22 protein-coding genes are annotated in these 25306 nt (G+C 66.2%); 13 read left to right on the top strand and 9 right to left on the bottom strand.

Annotated features, from left to right (window positions below; genetic code table 11):
* The first annotated feature begins 31 nt into the window (after positions 1-31).
* The gene (locus tag WKW77_RS24415) at positions 32-913 is read left to right on the top strand and encodes an alpha/beta fold hydrolase (protein WP_340359485.1); all 882 of its coding nucleotides are present in this window, start codon (positions 32-34) and stop codon (positions 911-913) included.
* Here WKW77_RS24415 and WKW77_RS24410 read toward each other — a convergent pair.
* From WKW77_RS24410 to WKW77_RS24400, 3 genes are read right to left on the bottom strand one after another with little or no spacing between them, the layout of a single operon-like run.
* A complete protein-coding gene (locus WKW77_RS24410; protein ID WP_340359484.1) occupies positions 910-1962 on the bottom strand; it encodes an adenylate/guanylate cyclase domain-containing protein in 1053 nt (350 codons plus the stop codon). The two genes, WKW77_RS24415 and WKW77_RS24410, sit on opposite strands and share 4 nt — an antisense overlap.
* A complete protein-coding gene (locus tag WKW77_RS24405) occupies positions 1955-2296 on the bottom strand; it encodes an Hpt domain-containing protein (protein WP_340359483.1) in 342 nt (113 codons plus the stop codon). The genes WKW77_RS24410 and WKW77_RS24405 overlap by 8 nt, the downstream gene beginning before the upstream one ends.
* A gap of 1 nt (position 2297) precedes the next feature.
* Positions 2298-5990 (bottom strand): GAF domain-containing protein, encoded by a 3693-nt coding sequence (locus WKW77_RS24400; protein ID WP_340359482.1) that lies wholly within the window; start codon positions 5988-5990, stop codon positions 2298-2300.
* Between the two features lie 144 nt (positions 5991-6134).
* On the opposite strand from WKW77_RS24400, the gene WKW77_RS24395 reads away from it, so the two are divergent.
* From WKW77_RS24395 to fabI, 8 genes are all read left to right on the top strand, one after another.
* Entirely contained in the window at positions 6135-7013 is an 879-nt protein-coding gene (locus tag WKW77_RS24395) for an RNA polymerase sigma-70 factor (protein ID WP_340359481.1), read from the top strand.
* Between the two features lie 76 nt (positions 7014-7089).
* On the top strand, positions 7090-7569 hold the full coding sequence (locus tag WKW77_RS24390; RefSeq protein WP_340359480.1) for a carboxymuconolactone decarboxylase family protein: 480 nt from the start codon (positions 7090-7092) through the stop codon (positions 7567-7569).
* A gap of 147 nt (positions 7570-7716) precedes the next feature.
* Entirely contained in the window at positions 7717-8658 is a 942-nt protein-coding gene (locus WKW77_RS24385) for a bifunctional enoyl-CoA hydratase/phosphate acetyltransferase (RefSeq protein ID WP_340359479.1), read from the top strand.
* Positions 8655-9845, top strand: coding sequence for an acetate/propionate family kinase (locus WKW77_RS24380; RefSeq protein WP_340359478.1), 1191 nt, complete (start codon positions 8655-8657; stop codon positions 9843-9845). Before WKW77_RS24385 ends, WKW77_RS24380 begins: the two co-directional genes overlap by 4 nt.
* Positions 9846-9933: 88 nt before the next feature.
* Complete coding sequence (locus tag WKW77_RS24375; protein WP_340359477.1) at positions 9934-10242, top strand: hypothetical protein; 309 nt, start codon at positions 9934-9936, stop codon at positions 10240-10242.
* 65 nt (positions 10243-10307) lie between these two features.
* On the top strand, positions 10308-10874 hold the full coding sequence (locus tag WKW77_RS24370; RefSeq protein WP_340359476.1) for a GNAT family N-acetyltransferase: 567 nt from the start codon (positions 10308-10310) through the stop codon (positions 10872-10874).
* An 11-nt stretch (positions 10875-10885) separates the two neighbouring features.
* Positions 10886-13327, top strand: coding sequence for a DUF3141 domain-containing protein (locus WKW77_RS24365; protein ID WP_340359475.1), 2442 nt, complete (start codon positions 10886-10888; stop codon positions 13325-13327).
* On the top strand, positions 13324-14106 hold the full coding sequence (gene fabI, locus WKW77_RS24360) for an enoyl-ACP reductase FabI (RefSeq protein ID WP_340359474.1): 783 nt from the start codon (positions 13324-13326) through the stop codon (positions 14104-14106). Before WKW77_RS24365 ends, fabI begins: the two co-directional genes overlap by 4 nt.
* A 9-nt stretch (positions 14107-14115) precedes the next feature.
* On the opposite strand, the gene WKW77_RS24355 is transcribed toward fabI, so the two are convergent.
* The 5 genes from WKW77_RS24355 to WKW77_RS24335 form a co-directional block, all read right to left on the bottom strand.
* Positions 14116-14613, bottom strand: coding sequence for a hypothetical protein (locus WKW77_RS24355; RefSeq protein ID WP_340359473.1), 498 nt, complete (start codon positions 14611-14613; stop codon positions 14116-14118).
* A 42-nt stretch (positions 14614-14655) separates the two neighbouring features.
* A complete protein-coding gene (locus WKW77_RS24350) occupies positions 14656-15636 on the bottom strand; it encodes a hypothetical protein (protein WP_340359472.1) in 981 nt (326 codons plus the stop codon).
* Between the two features lie 557 nt (positions 15637-16193).
* On the bottom strand, positions 16194-16958 hold the full coding sequence (locus WKW77_RS24345) for a metallophosphoesterase (RefSeq protein ID WP_340359471.1): 765 nt from the start codon (positions 16956-16958) through the stop codon (positions 16194-16196).
* Positions 16959-17002: 44 nt separating this feature from the next.
* A complete protein-coding gene (gene folE / locus WKW77_RS24340; RefSeq protein WP_340359470.1) occupies positions 17003-17740 on the bottom strand; it encodes a GTP cyclohydrolase I in 738 nt (245 codons plus the stop codon).
* 33 nt (positions 17741-17773) lie between these two features.
* Entirely contained in the window at positions 17774-18991 is a 1218-nt protein-coding gene (locus WKW77_RS24335) for a c-type cytochrome (RefSeq protein ID WP_340359469.1), read from the bottom strand.
* Positions 18992-19328: 337 nt separating this feature from the next.
* Here WKW77_RS24335 and WKW77_RS24330 point away from each other — a divergent pair, with 337 nt between their 5' ends.
* The 4 genes from WKW77_RS24330 to WKW77_RS24315 all read left to right on the top strand — a co-directional run bounded on the left by WKW77_RS24330 (position 19329) and on the right by WKW77_RS24315 (position 22958).
* Positions 19329-19586 (top strand): helix-turn-helix domain-containing protein, encoded by a 258-nt coding sequence (locus tag WKW77_RS24330; RefSeq protein ID WP_340359468.1) that lies wholly within the window; start codon positions 19329-19331, stop codon positions 19584-19586.
* A gap of 3 nt (positions 19587-19589) precedes the next feature.
* A complete protein-coding gene (locus WKW77_RS24325; RefSeq protein ID WP_340359467.1) occupies positions 19590-20945 on the top strand; it encodes a M16 family metallopeptidase in 1356 nt (451 codons plus the stop codon).
* Between the two features lie 175 nt (positions 20946-21120).
* Positions 21121-21432, top strand: a complete 312-nt coding sequence (locus WKW77_RS24320) for a hypothetical protein (protein WP_340359466.1) — start codon at positions 21121-21123, stop codon at positions 21430-21432.
* Between the two features lie 182 nt (positions 21433-21614).
* Positions 21615-22958 (top strand): adenylate/guanylate cyclase domain-containing protein, encoded by a 1344-nt coding sequence (locus tag WKW77_RS24315; protein WP_340359465.1) that lies wholly within the window; start codon positions 21615-21617, stop codon positions 22956-22958.
* Between the two features lie 609 nt (positions 22959-23567).
* On the opposite strand, the gene WKW77_RS24310 is transcribed toward WKW77_RS24315, so the two are convergent.
* A complete protein-coding gene (locus WKW77_RS24310; protein WP_340359464.1) occupies positions 23568-24947 on the bottom strand; it encodes an FAD-binding oxidoreductase in 1380 nt (459 codons plus the stop codon).
* Positions 24948-25306 lie beyond the last annotated feature (359 nt).

The following is a 25306-nucleotide window of genomic DNA, read 5'->3' as shown; positions in this document are numbered from 1 at the left end:
TCGCGTCTTCAGGAACGGGAGATGACCACAGATGCAAAGCACGGAAACCCACTTCGAGCTCACCGCGACCGACGCACAGCCGATCGAAGCCCACCGCTGGCAAGGCCAGGACCCATCGCGCGAGCGCGCCGTCGTGCAGATCGCGCACGGCATGGGCGAGCATTCGCTGCGCTACAGGCCGCTGGCCGAGGCGCTGACACGCGCCGGCTGCGCGGTCTATGCCAGCGAGCATCGCGGCCATGGCCGGCTCGCTCAGTCACGCGGAGAGCTCGGCGATTTCGGCCCGCGCGGTTTCGCGGGCCTCGTCGACGACATGGCCGTGCTGAGCCGCCACGCGCGCGGCCGGCATCCGGACCTGCCGCTGATCCTGCTCGGCCACAGCATGGGTTCCTTCGCGACGCAGTACTACCTGCTCAAGTACAGCGAGATGCTGGCCGGCGCGGTGCTCTCCGGCACCGCCGCGCTGGACCTGCTGGGCGCGGCGCTGCAATCCGGCTTCCGCCTCGAGGACATGAACGCCGCGCTGCCGAATGTGCGCACGCCTTTCGATTGGCTCAGCCGCGACCCCGCGCAGGTCGATGCCTACATCGACGACCCGCTGTGCGGCTTCACCGTCACGGCCGAAGGCATGGGCTCGATGTTCGCGAACGTCGCCGATCTCACGCCGGCCGTGATGCGCGAGCACATCCGGCCCGAGCTGCCGCTGTACCTCTTCATCGGCGACCAGGATCCGGTGAGCCACAAGGGCGAGTGGTTCTATCCGCTGGTGCGGCGTTATCGCGAGGCCGGTCTGCGCGACGTGTCGGCCCACGTGTTCGGCGGCGCGCGCCACGAGACGCTGAACGAGACCAACCGCGAGGAAGTCGTCGCCGTGCTTCTCGCGTGGATCGACCGGGTCGTGGGTAACGCCTAGGTCGGCGCGGGCCCGGCGACCGCGTGCACTTCCACCGGCGCCGACTTGCCCCTGAACTGTGCCGGGCCGAGCGGCTCGACCTCGATGCGGCCTTCGATCTCGATGCAGGTCGCGGGGTCGATCAGGATCCCGCGCTTCGCGACCTTCGTGTGCTCCTCCAGCCGCGCCGCGAGGTTCACCGTGTCGCCGATGCAGGTGTAGGTGGCCCGCTGGTGCGTGCCGGTGTAGCCGGCGACCACCTCGCCGGTGGCGATGCCCACGCCGATGCGCAGCGCGGTCTTCTTCGCTGCGATGCGCTCCACGTTCAGCAGTTCGATCATCTCCATCATGTCGAGTGCCGCGTACACGGCCGCCGCGCTGTGGTCCTCCAGAGGCAGCGGCGCGCCGAAGATCGCCATCAGCCCGTCGCCGATCATCTGGTTCACCACGCCGCCATGTCCGTTGATGGCATCGAACATCAGCGTGTAGTAGGTGTTGAGCAGCTCGATGGTCTCCTCCGGCGGCTGCGATTCGACCAGCGCGGTGAAGCCGCGGATGTCGCAGAACATCACCGTCGCATGCACCCGCCGCCCGCCGAGCGCGAAGCCGGACTGCTGCAGGTCCTGCGCGACTTCGGAGGTCGCGAAGCGCCGCACCATTTCCTTCTGCTGATCGCGCAGCCGCTTCTTCTCGAGGCTCGAATCGATGCGCGCCTTGAGCAGCACCGGATTGACGGGCTTGTGAAGATAGTCCTCGGCGCCCAGCTCGATGCAGCGCGCGATGTTCGACACGCCCTCGAGCGATGACGTCACGATCACCGGCAGGTCGCGCAGCTTGGGGTCGTCGCTGAGTTGCTCCAGCACCTGGAAGCCGTTCATCTCGGGCATTTCCATGTCGAGCAGCATCAGGTCGAAGGGCGCGCTGCGCAGGAACTCGAGCGCGACGCGACCGTTCTCGGCGCACTCGACGGTGTGGCCCTGCAATTCGAGGCTGCGCGTCATCAGCAGCCGGTTGACCTTGTTGTCGTCCGTCACCAGCAGGCGGGCGGGCGCATGTCGCTGTTCAACCATGACAAAGCTCCGTGAGCGCCGCGGCGACGCGCGCGTATTCCTCGGCCAGTGCGTCCAGCGGCGCGGGCGAGCGGTCCGTGGGCAGGCCGCCGAGCTCCTGCTCCCGCGCCATTGCGCCGAGCGTGCGCGCGCCGAAGGTCAGGCTGTTCGATTTCAGCGAATGCGCCGCGCGGCGGTAGTCGTCGGCATTGCCGGCCGCGAGCGCCTCTCGCAGTTCCTGCAACATGGCAGGCGCCTCTTCCATGAAGGTCTGCACCAGTTCATTGACGAAATCGGCGCCCGCGGTTTCCTGCAGTTCGGCAAAGGTCGCGGGGTCGATGATCGGTTCGCTCATTTCAACGGTCCTTTCTGGCGGGCACGCTGTTCAGGGCCTCCACGAGCCGGTCGACGCGGATCGGCTTGGTGAGGTAATCGTCCATGCCCGCGGCCATGCACATCTCGCGGTCGCCCTGCATCGCGTTCGCGGTCATCGCGACGATGCGCGGGCGCGCCGCTGCCTTCTGCATCGCACAGATCTGGCGCGCGGCATCGAGGCCGTCGAGCTCCGGCATCTGCACGTCCATCAGCACCACATCGTAGGCCTGCCGCTGCACCGATTCCACCGCCTCGATGCCGTTGGAAGCGAGATCGGCGCGATAGCCCATCTGCTGGAGCAGGCGCAGCGCGAGCTTCTGGTTCACCGCGTTGTCCTCCGCGAGCAGGATGCGCAGCGGATGCCGCGCGCCCATCGAGGGGTCGATCTGCGGCTTCGGCGCCGCGGTGGGCGCAGGCCGCGCCGAGGGGTCGCGCACCAGCAGGCCGGCGAGCGTGTCGAAGAGCTGCGACTGGTGGATCGGTTTCGAGAGGAAGGCGTTGAACACCGATTCCCCATCGCCCGTCTCGCGCCGCCCCACGGAACTGAAGAGGACCAGCGGCAGCGCGGCGTGCCCCGCACGGATGCGCTGCGCGAGCGTGAGTCCATCCATCTCCGGCATGTGCATGTCGACGATCGCGACATCGAAGCGCTCGCCCGCGTCGAGCCATTGCAGCGCTTCGAGCGGCGACGCGGTCGCGCGCGATGCCATGCCCCACTTGGCCGTCTGCAGCGACAGCACGCGGCGGTTGGTCGCGTTGTCGTCCACGATCAGGAGCCGCTTGCCGGCCATCTCGGGCTGCACGCCGACGAATTCGCGGCGGCGGCTCGGCGGCGCGACCGCGATCGGCGCTTCGATCGTGAAGAAGAACGTCGAGCCGGTCCCCGGCCCGGCGCTCTCGACCCACATGGTGCCGCCCATGAGCTCGGCCAGCCGCTTGCTGATCGCGAGGCCCAAGCCGGTGCCGCCATACTTGCGCGTGGTGCTCGAATCGGCCTGGGAGAACGACTGGAACAGCCGGCTCTTGCCCTGCTCCGTGAGGCCGATGCCGGTGTCGCGCACCGCGAAGGTCAGCCGCACCGCGCGATGGGGCAGGCTTTCGGCGCTGACGGACACCACCACTTCGCCGCGCTCGGTGAACTTCACCGAATTGCTCAGCAGGTTGAGCAGCACCTGCCGCAACCGCGCGAGATCGCCGCTCACCGCATCGGGCACATCGCCTTCGAACACATAGGCGGTGTCGAGGTCCTTTTCGGTGGCCCGCGCGCTCACGAGATCGAGTGCGCTCTCCACGCAATCGCGCAGCTCGAAGGGATGCGACTCGATGTCCATCCGGCCCGCCTCGATCTTCGAGTAGTCGAGGATGTCGTTGATGATGGTCAGGAGCGCGTCGCCCGATTCGCGGATCGTCGAGACGTAGTCCTGCTGCTCCGCGTCGAGCTGCGTGTCGAGCAGCAGCCCGCTCATGCCGATCACCGCGTTCATCGGCGTGCGGATCTCGTGGCTCATGGTCGCGAGGAAGGCGCTCTTCGCCTCGTTCGCGGCCTCTGCGGCGGCGCGCGCCTCCTGCGCCTGCTTGAAGAGTGCGGCGTTCTGGATCGCGACCACCGCCTGGTCCGCGAAGGTCTTCAGCAGCCTGAGTTCCTTTTCCGCGAACGGGCCCACCGGCTGCCGCGTGACGTGGATCGATCCGATGGTGCGGCCTTCCCACATCAGCGGCGCGATCATGATGGCGTAGCTGCCGACCTTCTCGGCGATCTCGCGCATGAACTGCGGCAGATGCGGCACTGCGAGCGCGTCAGGAATGTGGAGCACGCCGGAGGCATGCATCGCATCGTCCGCGGTCGCCGGCTCGAAGGGGCGCGGGTAGTGCTTCTCCAGCGCCTCGCGCGCCGAGCCGCGGTGCGCGCCCAGGTACACCATGCCGTCGTCGCCGACCCGCGAGATGCCCATCTGCGAGCTGGAGAACAGCCGCTGGCAGCTTTCGAGGATCTTTTCGAACACCGGCTGTGCATCGGCCATGGAGCCGCTGATGACCTGGAGCACGTCGCTGGTCGCGGTCTGCTGCTCCAGCGCTTCGCGGGTCTCGTTGAACAGGCGCGCGTTCTCGATCGCGATCACCGCCTGGTCGGCGAAGGTCTGCACCAGCGAGATCTCCGCCGCGGAAAACGGCCGCACTTCGTTGCGCAGCAGCGAGATCACGCCCATGCCCCGGCCCTCGCGCAGCATGGGCACGGCCAGCACCGTGCGGAAGCCGTTGCGCGCCTGGAGCGCGCGAACATCCGGGTACTCGGCATCGATCAGCGGCACGACATCCTCGACATGCACGCAGCGTCGCTCGACGAAGGCCCGCCCGGCGATCGAGGTGCGGCGCAGAGGCAATTCCAGGCCCGCGCCGTCGCCCCCATAGGCGGGCCCGTAGCTGGTCATAGCGCGCAGGCAGTCGCCCGCGACCAGCCACACCCGGCTGCCCTCGGCGCGGCAGAGCAGCCCGGCGCGCTCGGCGACGGTGTCGAGCACCGGCTGCACGTCGGTCGGTGATCCGCTGATGACCTTCAGCACTTCCGATGTGGCGGTCTGCCGTGCGAGCGCCTCCTGGGTCTCGTCGAACAGGCGGGCGTTCTCCAGCGCCACTCCCATGGTCGCGGCCACGGTTTCCAGCAACTGGATCTGCTCGGGGCCGAAGGCGAATTCGCGCTCGTGGTTCTGCAGGCCGAGCGCGCCGAGGACGCGGTCCCGCCCGAGGATCGGCACCGCCGCGACAGAAAGCGCCCAGTCGGTGCCCGGATGCGGGGCGAGGCCGATGCGGGTCTGCTCCTCGCGCGTGTTCAGGACACCCACCTCGCGGCGCAGCAGGATGCGCTCCAGCGGCTCGCCGGGCGTCAGCGGGCGGGCCGGCGGCAGCGGCAGCGGCCGGTGGTGCTCGTAGCGGTAGAGGGCCTGCACGAGGTTGGTCTTGTCGTCCCACCAGAGGATGGTGACGTCTCCGGAGTCGAAGACCTCGCGCAGCTTGTCGCCGACCATCTGGACGATCGCCGGGAACTCCAGCCGCGCCGCGATGCCTTCCTGGATGCGGTCGACCAGCGTGAGCGCGCCCGCGTTCTGCGCGAGCTCGGCGGTGCGCGCGGCCAGCGTGCTTTCGAGGTGCTCGCGGGTGCGGATGCCGGCCAGCGCACCGGCCGCCTGGGCCGCGAGTGCCGCAAGCATTTCCCGGTGCGCGTGCTCGAAGCGGCCGTGCGGGCCTTCGACGTCGGCGTAGAGAAAGCCGGCGACCTCGTTCGGCGCGATCGACGGGGCGACCAGCGGGGCGATGAGGCACGAGCGCTGCGCCGCCGGCTTCGCGCCTTCCGGACCGTGGCGCAGGCGGGCCGAGCGGCTGGCCCGGGCCTCGGCCAGCCAGGGTCCGATCGCGCGGAGCAGTTCAGCGGCCTTCTCGCCGCGCGGCAGCTTCGATGCGGCAATGCGCAGGCTGACACCCGAGTCCAGTACGAGCATGACACGTTGCGCCCCGAGCAAGGCCGCCGACTCGCGGACCAGGACAGCCGCCAGTTCGCGCTCGCCGCGGACGGCGTTCAGGTGGATGCCGGCCTGGACGAGGCGATCCAGCGGCGGGCGCGGTGCGGCTTGCGCGCGAACGGCGTGTCGCGACGATGGCCGGGACCGGGACTCTGCCATGGGGCGTCGGGCTCCTGCGATGGGGTGAGCGTACGCGCCGGCGGCGCATACGGCGTGGAGTCTAGCGGCGTCCGGAACCGGCGTGGCAAGATCGCCGCCCGCCCGGATGTCACAAGACGCCGGTCCCGAACGTCTACGCGTGATATGGACGATTCAACCCGCACTTTCGACCAGCTCCGCCCCCGCCTGGAGGGCATCGCCTACCGCATGCTCGGCTCGATGGCCGAGGCCGAGGAGGTGGTCCAGGACGTCTGGCTGCGGTGGCACGAGACCGACCCGGCGACGCTGGACAGCGCCGAGGCCTGGCTGGTCACCATCGCCACGCGCCTGTCGATCGACCGCCTTCGCAGCGCCAAAGTGCGCCGCGAGCACTATGTCGGCATCTGGCTGCCCGAGCCGATCCTGACCGATTCGCCGCCCACGCCCGACCAGATGCTGGAGCGGGCCGACGAGGTCTCCACCGCCTTCCTGATGCTGCTGGAGCGCCTGTCGCCGGAGGCGCGCGCCGCCTTCCTGCTGCGCGAGGTGTTCGACGCCGACTATCCGCAGGTGTCCGAGATGATCGGCAAGAGCGAAGCCGCCTGCCGGCAGCTCGTGCACCGTGCGAAGGCGCAGTTGCGCGAGGAGCGCCCGCGCTTTTCCGTCTCCCCCGACGCGCACCGGCGGCTGCTCGGCGATTTCGCCGCGGCGATCACCGATGGCAACCTCGCGGCGCTCAAGTCGATGCTCTCCGAAGGGGCCGAGCTGATCGGCGATGGCGGCGGCAAGGTGCCGAGCTTCGGCAAGCCGCTCGTGGGCAGCCAGCGCATCGCCCAGCTCTACTTTGCGAGCACGCGCCGCCACGGCGCGGCGATGCGCGTCGAGATCGCGAACATCAACGGGCAGTGGGGCCTGCTGCGTTTCATCGACGGCCAGCTCGAATCGGCGCAGTCGTTCGAGACGGACGGGCAGCGCATCGTGCGCATTCAAGTGCAGCGCAATCCGGACAAGCTGGCGCGGCTGGCGGCGAAGTTTTCTCACTAGGCCTGTCACGGCCGCGATGCGTCGAACGTCTTCCTGTCATGGCGCACACGGTGTGCGCCTCCAACCCGGAGAAACCATGACCCAACGCATCAACTATTTCCAGCAATCGCCCGAACTGGCCAAGCGCTTCATCGCTTTCAGCAACGCGCTGAAGGAAAGCGGGATCGACCAGACCATCCACGACCTCGTCAACATCCGGGCCTCGCAGATGAATGGTTGCGGCTTTTGCCTCGACATGCATGTGAAGGAGGCGAAGATCCATGGCGAGCGCGAACTGCGTCTGCATCATGTGGCTATCTGGCACGAGTCCCTGCTCTTCAGCGCCAAGGAACGCGCCGCGCTGGCCTGGACCGAGGCGCTCACCCACTTGCCGCCGCACGGCGTGTCCGACGCGCTTTTCGAAAGTGCGCGCACACAGTTCTCCGAGAAGGAGCTGTCGGACCTCACTTTCCTGGTGATGGCCATCAATGCCTGGAACCGCGCGAATGCGGCATTCAAGACCCCGCCCGGATCGGCGGACAAGGCCTATGGGCTCGAGAAGGCCGGTCTGAGCTGAGGTGGGTGCGGCAACATGCGCTTACACGGTGTCGCGGTTGCCGCATGTCAACCCCGTGTCAATTGATGATCGTCACGGAAGTTGCGTTGACATTGGCGTCTTCGCGACACACGATGTCTCCTCCTGATGTGCTGGAGGAATCTCCCGATGGAGAACAAGCATGAGAAGTACCAACGCCTGATCGCGGCCTGCCGGGAGTTCGATCCGATTCCGTGCGCGGTGGCGCACCCCTGCGACGAGAGCTCGCTCCGGGGTGCGCTGGAAGCGGCGGAAGAAAAGCTGATCGCCCCCATCCTGGTCGGACCGGAGCAGCGCATCCGGGCGGTGGCTGCGGACTACGACCTGGACATCTCCAGCTTCTCGATCGTCGACACGCCGCACAGCGAGGCTTCGGCCGAAGCGGCTGTCCGCCTCGCGCGCGAAGGCAAGGTGGAAGCGCTCATGAAGGGCAGCCTGCACACCGACGAACTGATGGCCGCGGTGGTCAAGCGCGAGACGGGCCTGCGGACCGGACGTCGCATCAGCCACTGCTTCGTCATGGACGTGCCGGCGCTGCATCAGCCGCTCATCATCAGCGACGCGGCGGTCAACATCTTCCCGACGCTGCAGGACAAGGTCCACATCATCCAGAACGCGATCGACCTGGCCCATGCGCTCGGAAATGGTGCGCCCAAGGTCGCGATCCTCTCGGCGATGGAGACGGTGAATCCCACCGTGCCCACCACGGTCGAGGCCGGCGCGCTGTGCAAGATGGCCGATCGCGGACAGATCACCGGCGGCATCCTCGACGGGCCGCTCGCGCTGGACAACGCCATCGACCTCAACGCGGCGAAGATCAAGAAGATCGCCTCGCCGGTGGCCGGGCAGGCGGACATCCTCATCGTGCCCGACCTCGAAGCGGGCAACATGCTCGCCAAGAGCCTGACCTTCATGGCCGGTGCGGATGCGGCGGGCATCGTGCTCGGGGCGCGCGTGCCGGTCATCCTCACGAGCCGCGCCGATTCGCTGATCGCTCGGCTCGCCTCGTGTGCCGTGGCCAGCCTGGTCGCGCGCGCACGGCGCGAACAGCCTCCGAAAGTGGTCGCATGAAGCAGCCGGGCATCCTGGTTCTCAACGCCGGTTCTTCCAGCATCAAGTTCCTCTTCTTCGTCGAGCAGAACGACGACCTGGCTCCGGTGCTGCGCGGCCAGGTCGAAGGGCTGCACACTGCGCCCCATTTCATCGCGCGCGACGGCGCGGGCCGCGTCGTCGACGAGAAGCGCTGGGGCGAAGGCACCGCCCTGGGGCATCAGGGTGCGGTCGCGCACCTGGCTGCGTTCCTGCGCGCAGAAGGATCGAACTACGCGCTGCACGCGGTTGGCCATCGGGTGGTGCACGGCGGGATGGATCATGTCCAGCCCGAGCGCGTGACGCCCGATTTGCTGAGGTCGCTCGAAAGGCTGGTGCCGCTCGCGCCGCTGCATCAGCCGCACAACCTCGCGCCGATCCGGCTGCTGCTCGAGCACCAGCCCGATCTGCCGCAGGTCGCCTGCTTCGACACGGCCTTCCATGCCACCAACGAGGACGTGGCGCGCCGCTTCGCGATTCCTTCGGACCTGCACGATGCGGGCGTGCGCCGCTACGGCTTCCATGGGCTGTCCTACGAGTACGTGAGCGCGGCGTTGCCCGCGCACGATCCGGCCGCGGCCGCGGGCAAGGTCGTGGCCTGCCACCTGGGCAACGGTGTGAGCATGTGCGCGATCGACGGCGGCCGCAGCGTCGCGAACACCATGGGCTTCACCGCGGTCGAGGGGCTGCCGATGGGCACGCGCTCCGGTTCGCTCGACCCGGGCGTGCTGCTCTACCTGATGGACGAGCGCAAGATGGATGCGCGCGCGATCGAGAAGCTGCTTTACAGCCAGTCGGGCCTGCTCGGCATGTCGGGTATCTCCAGCGACATGCGCAACCTCCTCGAATCGGACGACCCGCGCGCGAGGACGGCGGTGGATGTCTTCGTCTACCGCATCCGCCGCGAGCTGGGGTCGCTCGCCGCCGCGATGGGCGGACTCGATGCGCTGGTGTTCACCGCCGGCATCGGCGAGAACAGCGCCGCGATCCGGGAGCGCGTGTGCCGCGACGCGGCCTGGCTGGGCATCGAACTCGACGCAAAGGCCAACGCAGCGGGCGGCCCGCGCATCAGCACGGCCGCGAGCCGGACTGCGGCATGGGTCATTCCGACGAACGAGGAACTGATGATCGCGCGCCATACCCGACGCGTGGTCGAGGGCAGGGATTGAGAAGGCTCCGCATTCATGCGCTTTTCATGGTCAGGCATGAATCTCGCGACTAGACTGAACGACCATCACTTTCACCAATGGGGCTCATATGACGGATACACCCAGAGAAAGCGTCTGGACTCACCAGATCGACGACGTGTTGTCGCAGATCATCCGTGAAGCATCGATCTGCCAGGTGAACATGACGGACCCCGGCGTCATCGAGGCCGTGCTGAAGAACAACGACTCGGTGTGCGGCCACCAGAATCCGCTCGCCTTCAAGAAGCTGCGCCAGGCGGTGATGATGGGCTTCATGGTGCGCGAGAAGGTCTACGAGCGGCTCGGTCCCGTCGAGGCGCAGGAGCTGATCGACACCATCCGCGAGCGGCTGCGCGCGCGCTTGAACCACCACCACTGAGCGCGCACTTCTCCCGACTGCCCCTCGAAGCGGTCATCGTTCAACACCGGTTGGAGTCAATCGCCATGGGCGACAGCAGCGACGACATGCAGTTCCGCCGCCAGATCTCGCTGCGCGACGGTACGCCTGCGCTCATCCGCCCGATGCGCCCCGACGACCGGGGCCGCATCGTCGCGGCATTTGCGCAGTTGGACCCGAGTTCGATCTACACGCGCTACTTCACGCATGTGAAGGCGCTGCCCGAGAAGACGCTCGATCGCCTGAAGGACATCGACTTCGAGCATCTCGCGGGCCTCGCGGTGACCATCGGCAGCGGTGACGACGAGACCGTCATCGGCAGCAGTACCTACGTGGTGTTCGAAACGCCCGACGGTGCGAGGGCCGCCGAGGTGGCCTTCATGATCGAGGAGGACTACCAGGGCAACGGCCTGGCGACGCGCCTGCTCGAAACCATGGTCGAGATCGCGCGCAGGCACCGCATCGTGCGTTTCGAGGCCGACGTGCTCGCCGACAACGCCCCGATGCTCGCGGTGTTCAACCGCTGCGGGCTTCCGATGCGCAAGCGGCGCGACGGCGGCGTGACGCACATCGAAATGGATCTCGCGGCCCCGGCCGCACCCGATTGCCAATGAAAGGACCCCCCATGCCCGTTCAACAGGGACTGACCCAGTCCGCCGAGCGCGCTGCCAAGCTCGCGCGGCTGTACCAGCACCGCACGCAGGTGGCGCAGAAGCGCTTCAAGGATCGCGTGGAACAAGCCGGCCTGGCGTGGCCTGTCGATGCGAGAAGCGCGAGTCTGCCGACGTGGTCGTTCTGGAACGACTGGGCAAAGTACGTGATCGACTCGTCCCAGCGCTCGGTGCTCTTCCTGGACGCGCTGCGCCAGCGGGGCAACAACTACCACGAGCACGAGGAGGCGGGCCGGCCGCCGCTCCTGCATTTCGAGTGCGAGATGGTGCTCGATGCGCGCGGCTTCGCGCGGCCGGTCAACTATGCGCTGGTGCGCATCGTGCCGCCCAAGGGCGTGACGGTCGATCCGAAGAAGCGGCCCTACGTGATCATCGATCCGCGCGCCGGCCACGGGCCGGGCATCGGCGGCTTCAAGGACGACTCGCAGGTCGGCGTCGCGCTGCGCGCGGGGCACCCGGTGTACTTCGTGATCTTCTTTCCCGACCCGCAGCCGGGGCAGACGCTGCCCGACGTGTGTACTGCGGAGCAGGTCTTCGTTCGCAAGGTGCGCGAGCTGCATCCGGACAGCCTCAAGCCCGCGATCGTCGGCAACTGCCAGGGCGGCTGGGCCGCGATGATGCTCGCGTCGTCGGACCCTGACGACACCGGCCCGATCGTGATCAACGGCGCGCCGATGTCCTACTGGGGCGGCGCATGGAACGAGGGCGAGGCCGAGAACCCGATGCGCTATTCGGGCGGCCTGCTCGGCGGCAGCTGGCTCTCGTCGCTCAGCGCGGACCTGGGCAACGGGGTGTTCGACGGCGCGCACCTGGTGTCGAACTTCGCGAACCTCAATCCGGCCAACGCGCTCTGGGACAAGTACTACAACCTCTACGCCAAGATCGACACCGAGCCGCCGCGCTTCCTGGAGTTCGAGCGCTGGTGGGGCGGCTTCTATCTGATGAACCGCGAGGAGATCGACTGGATCGTGCAGAACCTGTTCGTCGGCAACAAGCTGTGGTCGGGCACGATGGGCAGCAACGGCAAGTCCTTCGACCTGCGGGAGATCCGCTCGCCGATCATCCTGTTCGCATCGATGGGCGACAACATCACGCCACCCGAGCAGGCCTTTAACTGGGTGGCGGACGTCTACGGCTCCACCGACGAGATCAAGGCGCGCGGGCAGGTGATCATCGGCCTGCTGCACAAGGACGTGGGGCACCTGGGCATCTTCGTCTCGGGCAAGGTCGCGACGAAGGAGCATGCGCAGATCGTCGAGGTGCTGGAGTCCATCGAGTCGCTGCCGCCGGGCCTCTACGGCATGAACATCGAGGAGATCGGCGACGGCAGCGGAAAGATCCGCTACGAGGTGAACTTCGTCGAGAAGCAGCTCGAGGACATCGTCGCGCACTTCAACCGCTTCGAGCGCAAGGACGAGGAACCGTTCGAGGCCGTGGCCGAGATGTCCGAGTTCAACCAGAAGGCCTACGAGCTCTTCGCGCAACCGCTGGTGCAGGCCATGAGCAACGAGACCACGGCCGAGATCGGCCGCAGGCTCAATCCGATGCGGCTGGAGCAATCGATTCCGTCGGACCGCAATCCCTGGTTCGCATGGGTCGCGCCCATGGCGGAAGTGGCGCGAGGAGCGCGCCAGCCCGCGCCCGAAGACTCGCCGTTCAAGCAGGCCGAGCGCGTGGCCTCGACGTGGATCAGCGCATCGCTGGACTACTACCGCGACATCCGTGACGCGGCGAGCGAGGCGATGTTCTTCCAGACCTTCGGCATCCTGTTCCCGGCCCTGCATCCGGGTCTGCGCAAGCGCACGGCCAAGGCCGCCGAGGAGGCGATCGCGCCGCGTGAACAGCCGGTCGTGAAAGAGGCCCTCGCCGCGATCGGGCAGGGCGGCTATGCCGAGGCGCTGGCCCGCGCCGCGTGCCTGCTCGCGCGCAAGGGCGAGCCGTTGCCACTGGCGCGCGTCGAGCTCAAGAGCCAGCTTGCGCGCGAGTACGCGGACCTCCTCCCGCCGCTGAGCGCCCAGGAGTGGCATGCCATTCGCGGCCGTCAGGAACTCATCTGCCGCTACGAGCCGGAGCATGCGCTGGCGACGCTTCCGGGGTTGCTCAGGTCGGCGAAGGACCGTGAACGCTTCGTGTCGCTGCTCGACCGGCTGCTGGCAGATCCGCGCGTGTCGGCGATTCGCGCGACGCCGGCACAGGAGGCGACCTACGAGCGCATCCGCGAAGCGCTGCCAGGCCTTGGCGCGCGGCAACAGCCTATGCTCGCTGCCGCAGCGCGGAAGAGGACGCGCGCGCAGGCGTCCACGAGCACGGCAAAGCCCGCGAAGACCACGAAGTCCGTCAAGGCGGCCGCTCCCGCCCGGGCTGCGGCCAAGACCGCACGGGGAGCGAGCAAATGAACTACGGCGCGCCGCACCCTGTCCTCAAGGACGCCAAGGCCCTGGTGGTCGGCGTCGCCAACGAGCACTCGATCGCCTATGGATGCGCGAGCGCGTTCCACGAGCTCGGCGCCGATCTCGCGCTCACCTATCTCAACGAGAAGGCCAAGGGCTACGTCGAGCCGCTCGCCAGGCAGCTCGATGCATCCCTGCTGATGCCGCTGGACGTGAGCGAGCCCGGACAGCTCGAAGCCGTGTTCTCGCAAGTCGAGCGCACCTGGGGCAAGCTGGACATCCTCGTGCACTCGATCGCCTGGGCGCCCAAGGATGATCTGCAGGGCGGCCTGCTGTCCTGCTCCGCGGAGGGCTTCGCCAAGGCGATGGACGTCTCTTGCCACTCGTTCATCCGCATGGCGAGGCTCGCCGCTCCCCTGATGCGCGATGGCGGCACGATGATCGCGATGAGCTACTACGGCGCCAATCGCGTGGTGCCGAACTACAACGTCATGGGCCCTGTGAAAGCCGCGCTCGAGGCTTCATGCCGCTACCTGGCCTACGAGCTGGGCGGAAAGGGCATCCGCGTGCACGCGATGTCGCCGGGGCCGCTGAAGACCCGTGCGGCTTCGGGACTGAAGGACTTCGACCTGCTGCTCACCGAGGCGGCGCAGAAGGCGCCGATCGGCGAACTGGTCGACATCATGGACGTCGGCTTCGCCTGCGCCTACCTCGCCACGCCGTACGCGCGCCGCATCAGCGGGGAGACGGTCTATGTCGACGGCGGGGTGCACATCATGGCGTGAGCCCCGTGCTCAGCGCTTGACGAAAAGCATCACCACCGCGGCGACGATCACCACCACGGTGGTGACGACCAGCCAGCCCATCGGCATCCGCTTGTCGCGGCGCAGCGATCGGTAGTTCTCGAGCCGCGCGGGCAGCGTGCGGACCTCGTCGATGTCGCGATAAGGCTCGAATCGCTCGTCCTGCTCGATCTTCCCGAGAACGCGCTCCACGGCGGCGGGGTCGTCATGATGGCGTTCGACCGCCGCCTTCTGGCCCTGCGCCTTCTGGACGTAGCCGAGGAACTGCCAGCCATCGGCCGTGAACCCGATGTCCTCGCCGTGTGTGGCGAGCACACCGGCATCGATCAGCCCCTCGATGCCGCGGCGCACCGCCGGCCGCTCATTGACCGGAACCGTGGCCTGCAGACCCGTGCGTGACGTTCGATCGGCGCCCGAAGCGCAGCGGTTTCGCACGAGTTGCGCGAGGACACCGGCGAATGTTGCGCGATCGGTCAGGGCACTGGTCATTCAATTCCCTTCGTCAGGGGCCCATGCGCTGCGGCATGTCTGTCAACGATAGCCGCTCTCGTTCGGGTTGTGAATGATCCAGATGAGGTTGCCGCTCGAGAAGTCGCCCATGCCGCCGCCTGCGAAGATCAGGCGCCCCTGGCCCTTGTAGGTCATCTCGAAGCGGTGCCGGTCGCTGCCGAAGTAGAACGGGATCCACGCCTTGCCCGTCATGTAGGCGCCCTGGTCGGTCGGTGGGCCGGCGATGTCGGTTGCCTGGCGCACCGACATCCCGATCTGCAGCTGAGTGAACTTCGAATTCTTTGCCGGATTGCCGGTGATCTCGCCTTCGAAGTCATTGATGCCCTTCACGGTGCGGCCGCTGCCGGCTTCGATCTTCGACGAGTCGATCACGTTGCCTTGTGCATCCATGCCGGGCTTGGCGCCGCCCTTGGCTGCGGCCGGTGCCGCAGCGGAGGCGGGGGCCGCTGCAACGGGCGCCGGCGCGACTGCGGGAGCCGGCGCAGCCGCCGGTGCGCTGGCTTGCGTTGCGTTCGGCACGCAGCGATCGAGGTCGACCGCGATGATGTCCGCGTCCGAGCGGTAGGCGTACTTCACGATCTTCGCGGTCACTTCGCCCCCGCTGAAGCCGGGCGGCGCATTGCGGCAGAAGAAGTAGGTGTCGTCCGCTCCCGGCACTGCATACGCATTGGCGGGCACGCGACCGCCTTCGTTGTTCTTCGCGAGCTCGAGCTCCACTGTCTTGCCGACGAGCCGCTTCGAAGCCGCGGCATGGCTGCCCGCGCTGCGCGCTGTCTTCTTCACGTCGTCGTACGTGAGCGGCTGCGGTCCCTTGCGCACGACCTTCGTTGCTTCCGGCTTGACCGGTGCGGCCACGGGTGCCGGCGCGGAAACGGCAGCAGGCGCCGCAGCGGCGGCCACCGGTTCGGATTCGGCCTTCTTGGACTGCGTTGCGCAGCCTGCCATCAGGACGGACGCCGCTGCGGCAATGGCGCAAGCGGTCGGTGGGAACCTCAGGATCACGATTGAAACTCCTTGTTACGAGCTCTGATCCTAATCGCGATTCGAGATGCGTCCTCCTCCCCTTGTTTTACTTAAATCATGGTCACTTCCTCCCTCTGAGAGGTGGCCCGATTTACCAAAGATTCGAGTTATGGTCATTTGCGACTAAAAAAACTCGGTTGCCTGATCCGGGCCATAGAAATCCCCCCGCGTTGCCGGTGCGGAAATCGAAGAGGGCGGCCTGCTCCTGGCGGAAGATTCAAGGTCTACCTGCGCCTCGCGCTGCCCGCGGCACTTCGGCCGGCCGCCTGCAGCACGTCGAACCGAAAGGGCGGTTCAGACTGATTGCGGTCCTTCAGACTTGGGCGCCGAATGCCAGATTGGGCGGAGACCTTACATCGGGGCGCCGCGCGTTGCGGCAGTCCGGTGCACCTTGGAAATTGACATTCACTGGCGTCGCGATGAAGCGGGTCTCGATGGCCGGTAAGTGGGCATCGCCGGGCTTTAGCGTTTCGTCCTGAGCGCGTATATGAGCGGGAAGTCGCCACTCGCGTTGGCCGGGAACGACCGCGAGACAACTACGGCAGGTCGATCATCAGGTTCGGATCGAACAAAGGGTTCTCGTTGACGCCATCCTTGACGTATCCGCGCGGATTGCAGACCACGCGCGTTCCCCGCACCATGTAGTCGAAGCTGTCGTGGGTGTGGCCATGTATCCATAGCCGAACGCGGCTTGCGCCGAGGAGATGATCGGCGTCGGACACGAAGCACGCGTTCAACAGCGAATCGGCGAATCGCGGATGGATGCTCTTGCGCGAAGGCGCATGATGGGTGATCACGACGGTCGGGCCCTCGTGAGGCGTCGCGAGCATCTCATCGAGCCATGACGAGTGGCGCCTGAACAGTTCGATCGAGTCACTGGGGGTGAAGAGCGTCGGTTCTGCCTCGCGAAGCCTTATCCGGCTGAAGTCGCGCATCGCGCGTCGCGCCTCTGCCATCGAGGCCATCCTCAACTCTTCGTTACCGAAGAGCTCGAAATTCGTCCACAGCGTGGTGCCGAGGAAACGAACGCCATCGATGACCACTGCGTTGTTGTCGAGCACGTGGATCCGGGTGTCCGCGCACAGGCACTTGAACTCTTCGGTGACACTGTCGATGCCGCCGCCGTAGAACTCGTGGTTGCCGAGTACGTAGAGCACCGGTTTGTCGAATCGCAGCGCCCAAGCCACCGCTTCTTGTGGTCTCGCTATGTCGCCCGCGAGGACGACCAGGTCTGCATCGTTGTGCGGTCGATCGAAGCTACTGAAGCCCAGATGCAAGTCGGAAAGGACGTTGAGCTTCATGAGCGTGAACCTCCGATGGTCGTGGCCGTAGGGCGGCTGCGAAGTCAGTCCCCCTTCTGTTGCAGCAGGGCCAGGAATTCGCGGCGCAGTGTGGCGTCTTTCTGGAAGGCGCCGCGCATCACGCTGCTGGTCATGCTGGCGCCATTGTCCTTGACGCCGCGCCAATGCATGCAGGCGTGATCCGCCGCCATCACAAGCGCCAGGCCATCGGGCTTCACGCGTCTTTCCAGTTCGTCGGCAAGCATCATCGCGGCCTCCTCCTGAATCTGCGGGCGGCCCATGATCCAGTCGCTGATGCGGGCGTACTTCGAGAGGCCGATCAAGTTCGAATGTTCGTTGGGCATGATGCCGATCCACAGCTTCCCCATGATCGGGCACAAGTGGTGCGAGCAGGCGCTGCGCACCGCGAGAGGGCCGACGAGCATCATCTGGTTGAGACGCGATGCGTTTGGGAACTCTGTGATTGCTGGCATCGGGACGTAGCGCCCGCGAAACACTTCGGTCAGGAACATGCGGGCGACGCGCCGGGCAGTTTCGTTCGTGTTGTGGTCGCTCTCGGTGTCGATGACGAGTGCGCGCAGCACCTCCTGCATCCGGTTTTCGACTTCAGCCTTCAGTTCCTCGAGTTCACCCGGCAGGATGAAGGCCGCGATGTTGTCGTTGGCGTGGTAGCGGGCGTCGGCACTGATGAGACGGTATCGGATGCGATCGGATGCGCTCAACGGCGTGGGTGCTGGACTGGGCGCAAGGATCGGGTCCAAGGTCTCTGCTGTGCGGAACATGGATGTTGACGTGGTGAATGATGCGTAGCGTCGTCAAAGCGACTTGAGGTATTGCGCGAGGTCCGCGATGTCCTGCGGGGTCAGGCCGAGCGCCCGCTTCGTGTTGTAGGTCGCGGCAACATCCTCGAGCGTTGGGGCCGAACCGTTATGAAAGTAAGGCGCGTGTTGCCACGCTCCCTTGAGCGGCGTGGTGCGATACAGCTTGGTCGCGGAGCGCGCGGCGTAGCTCGGGACCTCCGGCTCGGCCATCGAGTCCGCAGGCGGATGCAGCATCGCGTTGGCGTCGGTGAACATCGCACCGCTGTGACAACTCGCGCATCTGCCGGCGCCCTCGAAGACCGCCTTGCCACGCAGGGCCGCGACTGCATCGAAGCTTCCCACTGGCGGTGGGGGCGCCTTCAACGACAGTTCGTAGGCCTGCAAGGCCGGCAGTTTGCTCGTGACCAGATCCTGGGTGCCGTTGGTGATGTGGAGATTCAGGCGCGGTTCCGTGAACGAGCCCTGTCCGCCCATCTCGGCGACCGCCACGTAGCGATTCCAGTACGCGGGCTCGCTGCCGTCGCCGGTGAAGGTGACGCTGTGGATGCCATCCAGGCCGAACGCCGGTGGAATCACCACGGGGTTGCTGACGCCGTCGATGTTGTGGCGCGGATCGAACTTGCCTTTGCCCCACGAATTGAAGACCGCCTTCATCGCGGAATCGAGCGCGGGCGACAGCGCAATGATGGCGCCAGGGTTGAGGTCGCGATTGGCCCAGCCGTCGAGGCGCTTGCCGATTCCTGGCGCGAAAGAGTTGTCGACCGTCGAATGGCACAGTGCGCAGGTGATGCCGACACGCGTCAGTACATCCTTGCCATTGATGCTCTCAACCTGGCCCTTGAGGCCAACGACCGCATCGAGCTTGAGCAGGGCAACGGTGGTGTCGGGGCTCTTGAGATCGATGCTTCCGTCCTGGATTCCGTGAACCACAGCCGTCGGCAATGCTCCAGAATCGACCTTCAAGCCCACGGACAGTGCGGTCGTCGGGTCGACTGCACTTCCTATCACCTCATGCATCTTCAGCGTGTCGGTCCATTGCGCTTCGTCGCCGAAGGTGTCGTAGCGGAAGATCTGCTTGCCTTCAGCGACCAGTGCCTCGTGCGCGGCGGCTTGTTGTGCCGAGGCCAGTTGGATGGCAGCTTCGTCCGCAGCCGAGTCCCCTGAACCACCGCCGCATGCGCCGAGCGAAATCGCCGTGCTGAAAGCCGCCATGACCTGCGCGTCGCGCATCGAGACGCGCAGGCCTCGTTTCCGCGGTGGGAGCCAGGCACCTTTTTCCATAGAGTGGCCTTTCAACAGGGATATGGACTTGCCACATGGCAGTCCTTTCCCATTGGATGTGGCGACTGTTTGATTTGTGACAGCGAGCGCTACGCCGTCCGCCGCGCCACCTCAGGAGAGTGCCGGTGGCCGGAAGCCGCCATGCGCAAACCGTCCAATGGAACCCCCGTTGGGCGCGGAGTTGCCTGCTGAGAATCTCTCATAGGTCGAAGGCACCCCGCCGCTGGGTCACAGTGCGGGGCAAGGTGCGGGCAGCGACAATGCCCTCATGACCAAAGGCAAGCGCATCTCGGCAGACATCGGTGGTGACGCCCTGCACTCGATTCGGGAATTGGGTGCGGCGGCCAGGCTGGCCCGGACGACCGCCGGGGAGGGGCAGGCCGCAGCGGCCGCGCGCCTGGGCGTGCATATCCAAACCATCGGGCGCATCGAAGCGGGGGAGCCCGGCGTTGCTGTCGGGCACGTGCTGGGGTTGCTCGCGCTCTACGGCATCGGTGTGAGAGTTCAGCAGCCGGAAGACCGTTGAGCCATGGACTTGGCGTTGACAGAGCTCACCCCCATCGCCCTTCGCACGCTTGCGAACGGGGTGCGGCTGCTCGCCGTTCCCATGCCCCATGTGCAGAGCGTCAGTGTGGGCGTGTTCCTGCGCGTTGGCTCCCGTGATGAAACCCCGGTCACGAACGGCGTCGGCCATGTCCTTGAGCACATGGCGTTCAAGGGGACCGCCACCCGTTCCGTGCAGGCCATCAACCTGGACGCGGAGCGGCTGGGCGCGGACGTCAACGCGTTCACCAGCAAGGACACCACCGGCTACTTCATGACCGGCCTGGGCCGGCACGCGGAGCATCTGCTGCGCATGACGGCCGACATCGTCCTGAACAGCACGTTTCCCGAAGACGAACTCCAGCGGGAGCTGGAGGTGATCCGCCAGGAAGCCATCGAATACGAGGAGGACCCGGAGGACGCCTCCAGCGAGCTGCTCGATCGCGCCGTCTGGGGTGACGACCCGATGGGCATGCCGGTGATCGGCACTGTCGGGAACATTGAAGGCTTTACCCGGCAGGAACTGGTGCGGCATGTCCAGTCCCACCACGTCGCGGAAAACACCGTCGTCGCGGCGGCCGGGAACTTCGATGTCGAAGCCTGGCTGGCGCTCGCCGGAGAACTCTTCCGCGCGATGCCCTCGGCCCCGCTGCCCGGGCCGCTGCCGCCAAAGCCTGCCAAGTACATGGGGCTGGCCGTGGCCCGGCGATTTCCCCAGGTGTCTCAGGTCTTCCTGAACATTGCCTACCCACTGTCGCCTGTGCGGGGCGATGAAATCTCGCAGCAGCGCTGGCGCCTTGCGGCATCGCTGGCCGCCAACCTGTTTGGAGGCGGGATGTCGGCGCCCCTGGTCTACAGAATCCGGGAGCAGCTCGGCTTGGCCTACACGGCGCATTCCACGATGGACACCGGGGACGTCTGGGCCAACTTCGTAATTCATGCGGTCACGACCCCGGACAAGCTCGACGCGCTGGTGTCGTCGACGGCCGGCTTGCTGCGTGAGCAGGCCACGAACATCGATCCGGTGCACCTGGAGCGGGCGAAGAACCAACTGATCGTGTCGCGTGTGCGTGCCGGAGAACGGACCTACGCGGCGATGGAGCAGGCCGTCGAGGAGCTCTTTGCCAGCGCAACCGTAACGCCAATAGCCGGTGCGATTGCGGTGATCGAGGGCATCTGTGCAGCAGAGGTGCAGGCTGTCTTCGAGCGAATGCTGGCCAACCCTCCAGCGGTGGCGATTGCCGGCAAGGGCGCTAGCGCTCGAACGGCGAGACAGTTGGCAGCGCGCCTCGCTGCCGGTGGCTGCGGATCGGCCGTGGTCAAAGACACCTCTCCGGACTGATTGCGGCCAGGAGCCGTCTTTCACCAGCGTCGGCTTGTCGGCTTCCTGGAACTACTGAGGGGGAGCGGGGCGCTGCAGGCGTACAGTCGAGCATCGAGCCCACGGCCACGGTAGGCAGACTGACGCTGGCAGCCGTCGCAGCCATAAAAGGGCTCTCCACGAAATGGAGGTCGAGATGGCCCAGCATGCAATTACCGCTGTTCACTTAAGGGGCGGAAAGATTGATCTCGTCGCCATTCACCAAGTGGTGGAGAAGGAGTTCGGTTCGACAGAATTTACCCTTGGCACGGCAGAGCGGATCAGCGTCGGCGAATGCGCCAACCTCATTGCTGCCGGCGAGGAAGTGTGCCTTGCGCGGCGCACTGAAAACCATGTCTGGCAAGTCATTTGCAACGTCGAGCTCCTACCGGGCGGGACCGACATCACTGGCGTCGACATCGTTGATCGTCCCAATGATGCTTTGCAGAACCTTCCTGTGTGGAACTAGATAGCCTGGTGCTTGTGCTGGAGCGCCCCGCTTTGAAGCGCAGCACCCGGCCATAAGACGTTGTCGATGAGGGACAGCTAGCCGAAAGGTCGTCGCCATGGCCGCCTGGCGCGACCTGTTCAAGCGGGAACGACCGATGCATACTGGCGAGGTAGTGAGCAACAGATCGACCCGGGACGCATATGAACGACATTCCGGAGACCCGCTACGCAAGGAGCGGAGATTGCCACATCGCGTACCAGGTCGTTGGCAACGGGCCGCTCGACGTCGTTTTCGTTCCAGGTTTCGTATCGCACGTCGAGCACGCTTGGGACGAACCGCGGCTTGCGCACTTCTATAGGCGCCTCGCTTCGTTTGCGCGGCTCATCCTCTTCGACAAGCGTGGAACGGGCATGTCGGACCCCGTGCCGGTCCAGCAACTGCCGACCCTCGAGCAACGCATGGACGACGTGCGGGCGGTCATGGATGCTGTGGGCTCGAAGCGCGCGGCGCTGGTTGGGGTCTCGGAGGGCGGACCGCTGGACATTCTCTTCGGCGCCACCCACCCTGATCGCACGGCGGCCATTGTCATCATCGGAACATTCGCGCGAATTGCCTGGGCTCCTGATTGCACACACGGAACCAAGCCCGACGTGTGGAATGCTCTGCTCGAGAGGGTGGAGCAGGGATGGGGCAAGGGAGTGCTGCTGAGCGCCTTCGCACCGTCGCTCGCCAATGATGCAGCGGCGCGTGAGTGGTGGGCACGCTTTCAGCGGCAGGCCGCCAGCCCTGGCGCAGTGTTGGCCATGATGCGCATGGTCTACGACATCGATACCCGTCCGATCCTCTCCACAGTGCGGGTGCCAACGCTGATCCTGCACCGCACCGAAGATCGCATGGTGCCGCTCGAGCACGGACGCTATCTGGCAGAACACATCCCGGGGGCCCAACACGTGGAGTTGCCCGGCACGGATCACTTCTTCTGGACTGGCGACGCCGACGCCTACCTGGACCAGATCGAGGAATTTCTCACCGGCGGGCGTCATGCGAGCGAGTCAGACCGTGTGCTTGCGACGGTCCTGTTCGCCGACATAGTCGGCTCGACCGAGCGGGCCGCACAACTCGGCGATTCCCGTTGGCACCAACTGCTCGACAGCTTCTACGGCACTGCCCGCCGCCAGCTGGAGCGCTATCGGGGGCGAGAGATCGACACCGCGGGCGACGGCTTCTTCGCCGCCTTTGACGGGCCGGCGAGGGCCATTCGCTGTGCCGCGGCCATCGGCGGTGGCGTTCGTTCGCTCGGCCTGGAGGTTCGCGCAGGCGTGCACACCGGCGAGTGCGAGGTGATGGGCACGAAGATCGGCGGCATCGCCGTACATATCGGCGCCCGCGTCGCAGGCCAGGCGAGTCCGGGCGAAGTACTCGTATCGGGTACTGTCAAGGACCTCGTGGCCGGCTCGGGGATCTCGTTCCATGACCGCGGCGCCCACGCATTGAAGGGCGTGCCTGGTGAGTGGCATCTGTACGCCGTAGGCGAAGTCAACTGACCGCCTGTCCTCGCGCTGCAGCGGCGCAGGAAGCGAACTTGACGCCGTGCTCAAGCTCGGTCCGCCGCGTCGACCTGATCTCCATCACCTCTACTTCAAGCAGTACCCAGGCTCGCCGGCGTCGTGTAGCGCGATCAGCCTGTGCTCCGCAAGAATGCCGTCCGGTCGAAGATCGCATTTCGCCATAGCTCGCTCGCACTCCGACTTGCATGTTTGAGTGCCTGAGGCATCTGCTGCCGCGCAACATCGCGCCCCCCGGAGGGGTGCCGTGTGTCCGGTTCTCCGCTCTCGATCCGCCCGTTCGGAGGACGGCTCTGGGCCCTGCGCGACTTCTGGCGGTGACGACGGAATAGGGCGCTAAAACGTCCGCAGAGCGCCATCTTGCAGTCGTCCGTGCCTGCCATCTGAAGGGCCGCTTCTATGAGGACGGTTTGTCAAGGCGTGCCGGTCATGGCGCTTCGAAGGTCACTATCAGGTACCGACGTGAACCGGTCCTCGCGGCCACGAGCCGTCGGTCGCCGTTAGTGCCAGGAACAGTCACTCGACGGCACGCTCAACCAAAGGTGGACGTTCTAGACGCCACCCCCGCGTCGCGCGTCGACTTCCATGCTATGGCTGGATATTTTGGTTCATGTGGAACAGGTTGCCCGGGTCGTACTTGCGCTTGATCGACGCCAGCTTGTCGTAGTGCGGTCCGAAATTGTCCCTGACCCGGCCCTGGTCGTCCTCGGCCATGAAGTTGATGTAGCCGCCTGCCTGCGAGTGGGGCTCCAGGGCTTTGTAGTAGTCCTTCACCCACTTCGTGTTCTTGGCATTGTCAGCAGCATCCGGCCACATCCCAGCGATCACGGTCGCGAAGCTCGCGTCGCGATGGCCCCATGCGGTCGCGTCCGACTTCACCCGGTGGCAGGCTCCGTTGATCGGGTAGATGTGCATCGTAGAGTTCACAACCGGCACCTGCGGCCCGAACTGGGCGTGTTCCTCGATCGCGCCATCCGTCAACTCGGTCGCGAACGAAGCCTTCCAATAGTGCTGCAGACCCGGAGGCAGCAGCGCATCGAAAAGGCCGTTGATCACGTAGTACGGCATCGGCGCGACCATCTCCGCAACGACCGGCGCCGCGCCGCGTATCTTCGCCATTTCCGCGTCGGCCTTGTCCATCGGCCCGGCCCAACACGAGACGATCGCAATGAACGTCTTGCCATGGTCCTCTGCTTTGATGAACGGCAGTGGCGGGGCAATCTGGAACGCTGGGAACAGCCCCATTTCCTCCGGCGCCTTCGCCACATAGTCGCGGTAGAACCGCAACACCTCGCGGACCTTCTCGATCGGATAGAAGAAGATGCCCGCCGTAATGTCCTTCACCGGGTGCAGCTGGTACTCGAACGAGGTCACCACGCCGAAGTTCCCGCCTCCTCCGCGGATCGCCCAGAAGAGATCCTCGTTCTCCGCGGCACTCGCTACGCGGAATTGCCCGTCCGCCGTTACGACATCCGCCGAGAGCAGGTTGTCCAGCGACAGCCCGAACCCGCGCGTGAGGTAGCCGATGCCGCCGCCAAGCGTCAGCCCGGCGATGCCGGTCGAGCCGATGATTCCGCCGGTGGTAGCCAAGCCGAACGGGTACGTCGCGTGATTGAAGTCGGCCCACAAGGTCCCGCCGCCTGCCCGCGCCGTCTTGCGATTCGGATCGACCCGCACGCCTTTCATCTGCGAGAGGTCGATCACGACGCCCCCGTCGCACGTTCCGAAGCCAGGAACGCTGTGCGACCCGCCTCGCACCGACAGGTCGAGGCCGTTCTCGCGCGCATAGTCGACCCCGGCCATCACGTCGCCAACGTCGACCGCACGGATCACGACCGAGGGCCGCCGATCGATCATTCCGTTGTAGACCTTGCGCGCCCCTTCGTAGCCGTCGTCGGTGGGAGTGATCACCTGCCCGCGAGCGCGCTCCCGAACATTGTCGATCGTCGGCTTGGCCATCGTTGTCATCGCCGCACCTCCGTTTCTGTTGCAAAACTCGGGCGAACAATATGCGCCCGATGAGAAGCGCAGTCAATGACGCAGCTCGGGCCGGCGTGGCGCGCAATCTCTGCGAACACCCGCTGCTGCGCCGCGCAAGCCATGCATTACCCGGGCCATCCCGGTGCGCGCGACATCGCGGCCGCCTGAAAGCAGAACGACTGACTTGAAAGTCGGCTTCAATGCGGGGCGAGCAGCCGCTACGGGCCCGGACTCCCACTTTGGCGGACAAGAGAGCTGTCGCTTGTCGCAGCACGTGTGCCAATCGCGAAATCCGCTCCACCTCGTGCCGGAGTGGAGCGCATGCGCGCTTGGATGAAGAGCGACGC

The organism is Variovorax ureilyticus (genome assembly GCF_037889935.1).
Lineage (GTDB): Bacteria > Pseudomonadota > Gammaproteobacteria > Burkholderiales > Burkholderiaceae_C > Variovorax > Variovorax ureilyticus.
The sequence above is the reverse complement of the archived record's forward strand: the minus strand, read 5'-3'. Positions and strand labels throughout refer to the sequence as shown.

What these genes read in the sequence shown, in the direction of transcription:
- WKW77_RS24415 (WP_340359485.1), top strand. Translation starts at nt 32, where the DNA reads ATGCAAAGCACGGAAACCCACTTCGAGCTCACCGCGACCGACGCACAG.
- WKW77_RS24325 (WP_340359467.1), top strand. Translation starts at nt 19,590, where the DNA reads ATGGACTTGGCGTTGACAGAGCTCACCCCCATCGCCCTTCGCACGCTT.
- WKW77_RS24315 (WP_340359465.1), top strand. Translation starts at nt 21,615, where the DNA reads ATGAACGACATTCCGGAGACCCGCTACGCAAGGAGCGGAGATTGCCAC.
- WKW77_RS24330 (WP_340359468.1), top strand. Translation starts at nt 19,329, where the DNA reads ATGACCAAAGGCAAGCGCATCTCGGCAGACATCGGTGGTGACGCCCTG.
- WKW77_RS24310 (WP_340359464.1), bottom strand. Translation starts at nt 24,947, where the DNA reads ATGACAACGATGGCCAAGCCGACGATCGACAATGTTCGGGAGCGCGCT.
- WKW77_RS24355 (WP_340359473.1), bottom strand. Translation starts at nt 14,613, where the DNA reads ATGACCAGTGCCCTGACCGATCGCGCAACATTCGCCGGTGTCCTCGCG.
- fabI (WP_340359474.1), top strand. Translation starts at nt 13,324, where the DNA reads ATGAACTACGGCGCGCCGCACCCTGTCCTCAAGGACGCCAAGGCCCTG.
- folE (WP_340359470.1), bottom strand. Translation starts at nt 17,740, where the DNA reads ATGTTCCGCACAGCAGAGACCTTGGACCCGATCCTTGCGCCCAGTCCA.
- WKW77_RS24320 (WP_340359466.1), top strand. Translation starts at nt 21,121, where the DNA reads ATGGCCCAGCATGCAATTACCGCTGTTCACTTAAGGGGCGGAAAGATT.
- WKW77_RS24395 (WP_340359481.1), top strand. Translation starts at nt 6,135, where the DNA reads ATGGACGATTCAACCCGCACTTTCGACCAGCTCCGCCCCCGCCTGGAG.
- WKW77_RS24370 (WP_340359476.1), top strand. Translation starts at nt 10,308, where the DNA reads ATGGGCGACAGCAGCGACGACATGCAGTTCCGCCGCCAGATCTCGCTG.
- WKW77_RS24400 (WP_340359482.1), bottom strand. Translation starts at nt 5,990, where the DNA reads ATGGCAGAGTCCCGGTCCCGGCCATCGTCGCGACACGCCGTTCGCGCG.
- WKW77_RS24375 (WP_340359477.1), top strand. Translation starts at nt 9,934, where the DNA reads ATGACGGATACACCCAGAGAAAGCGTCTGGACTCACCAGATCGACGAC.
- WKW77_RS24410 (WP_340359484.1), bottom strand. Translation starts at nt 1,962, where the DNA reads ATGGTTGAACAGCGACATGCGCCCGCCCGCCTGCTGGTGACGGACGAC.
- WKW77_RS24390 (WP_340359480.1), top strand. Translation starts at nt 7,090, where the DNA reads ATGACCCAACGCATCAACTATTTCCAGCAATCGCCCGAACTGGCCAAG.
- WKW77_RS24365 (WP_340359475.1), top strand. Translation starts at nt 10,886, where the DNA reads ATGCCCGTTCAACAGGGACTGACCCAGTCCGCCGAGCGCGCTGCCAAG.
- WKW77_RS24405 (WP_340359483.1), bottom strand. Translation starts at nt 2,296, where the DNA reads ATGAGCGAACCGATCATCGACCCCGCGACCTTTGCCGAACTGCAGGAA.
- WKW77_RS24385 (WP_340359479.1), top strand. Translation starts at nt 7,717, where the DNA reads ATGGAGAACAAGCATGAGAAGTACCAACGCCTGATCGCGGCCTGCCGG.
- WKW77_RS24345 (WP_340359471.1), bottom strand. Translation starts at nt 16,958, where the DNA reads ATGAAGCTCAACGTCCTTTCCGACTTGCATCTGGGCTTCAGTAGCTTC.
- WKW77_RS24335 (WP_340359469.1), bottom strand. Translation starts at nt 18,991, where the DNA reads ATGGCGGCTTTCAGCACGGCGATTTCGCTCGGCGCATGCGGCGGTGGT.
- WKW77_RS24380 (WP_340359478.1), top strand. Translation starts at nt 8,655, where the DNA reads ATGAAGCAGCCGGGCATCCTGGTTCTCAACGCCGGTTCTTCCAGCATC.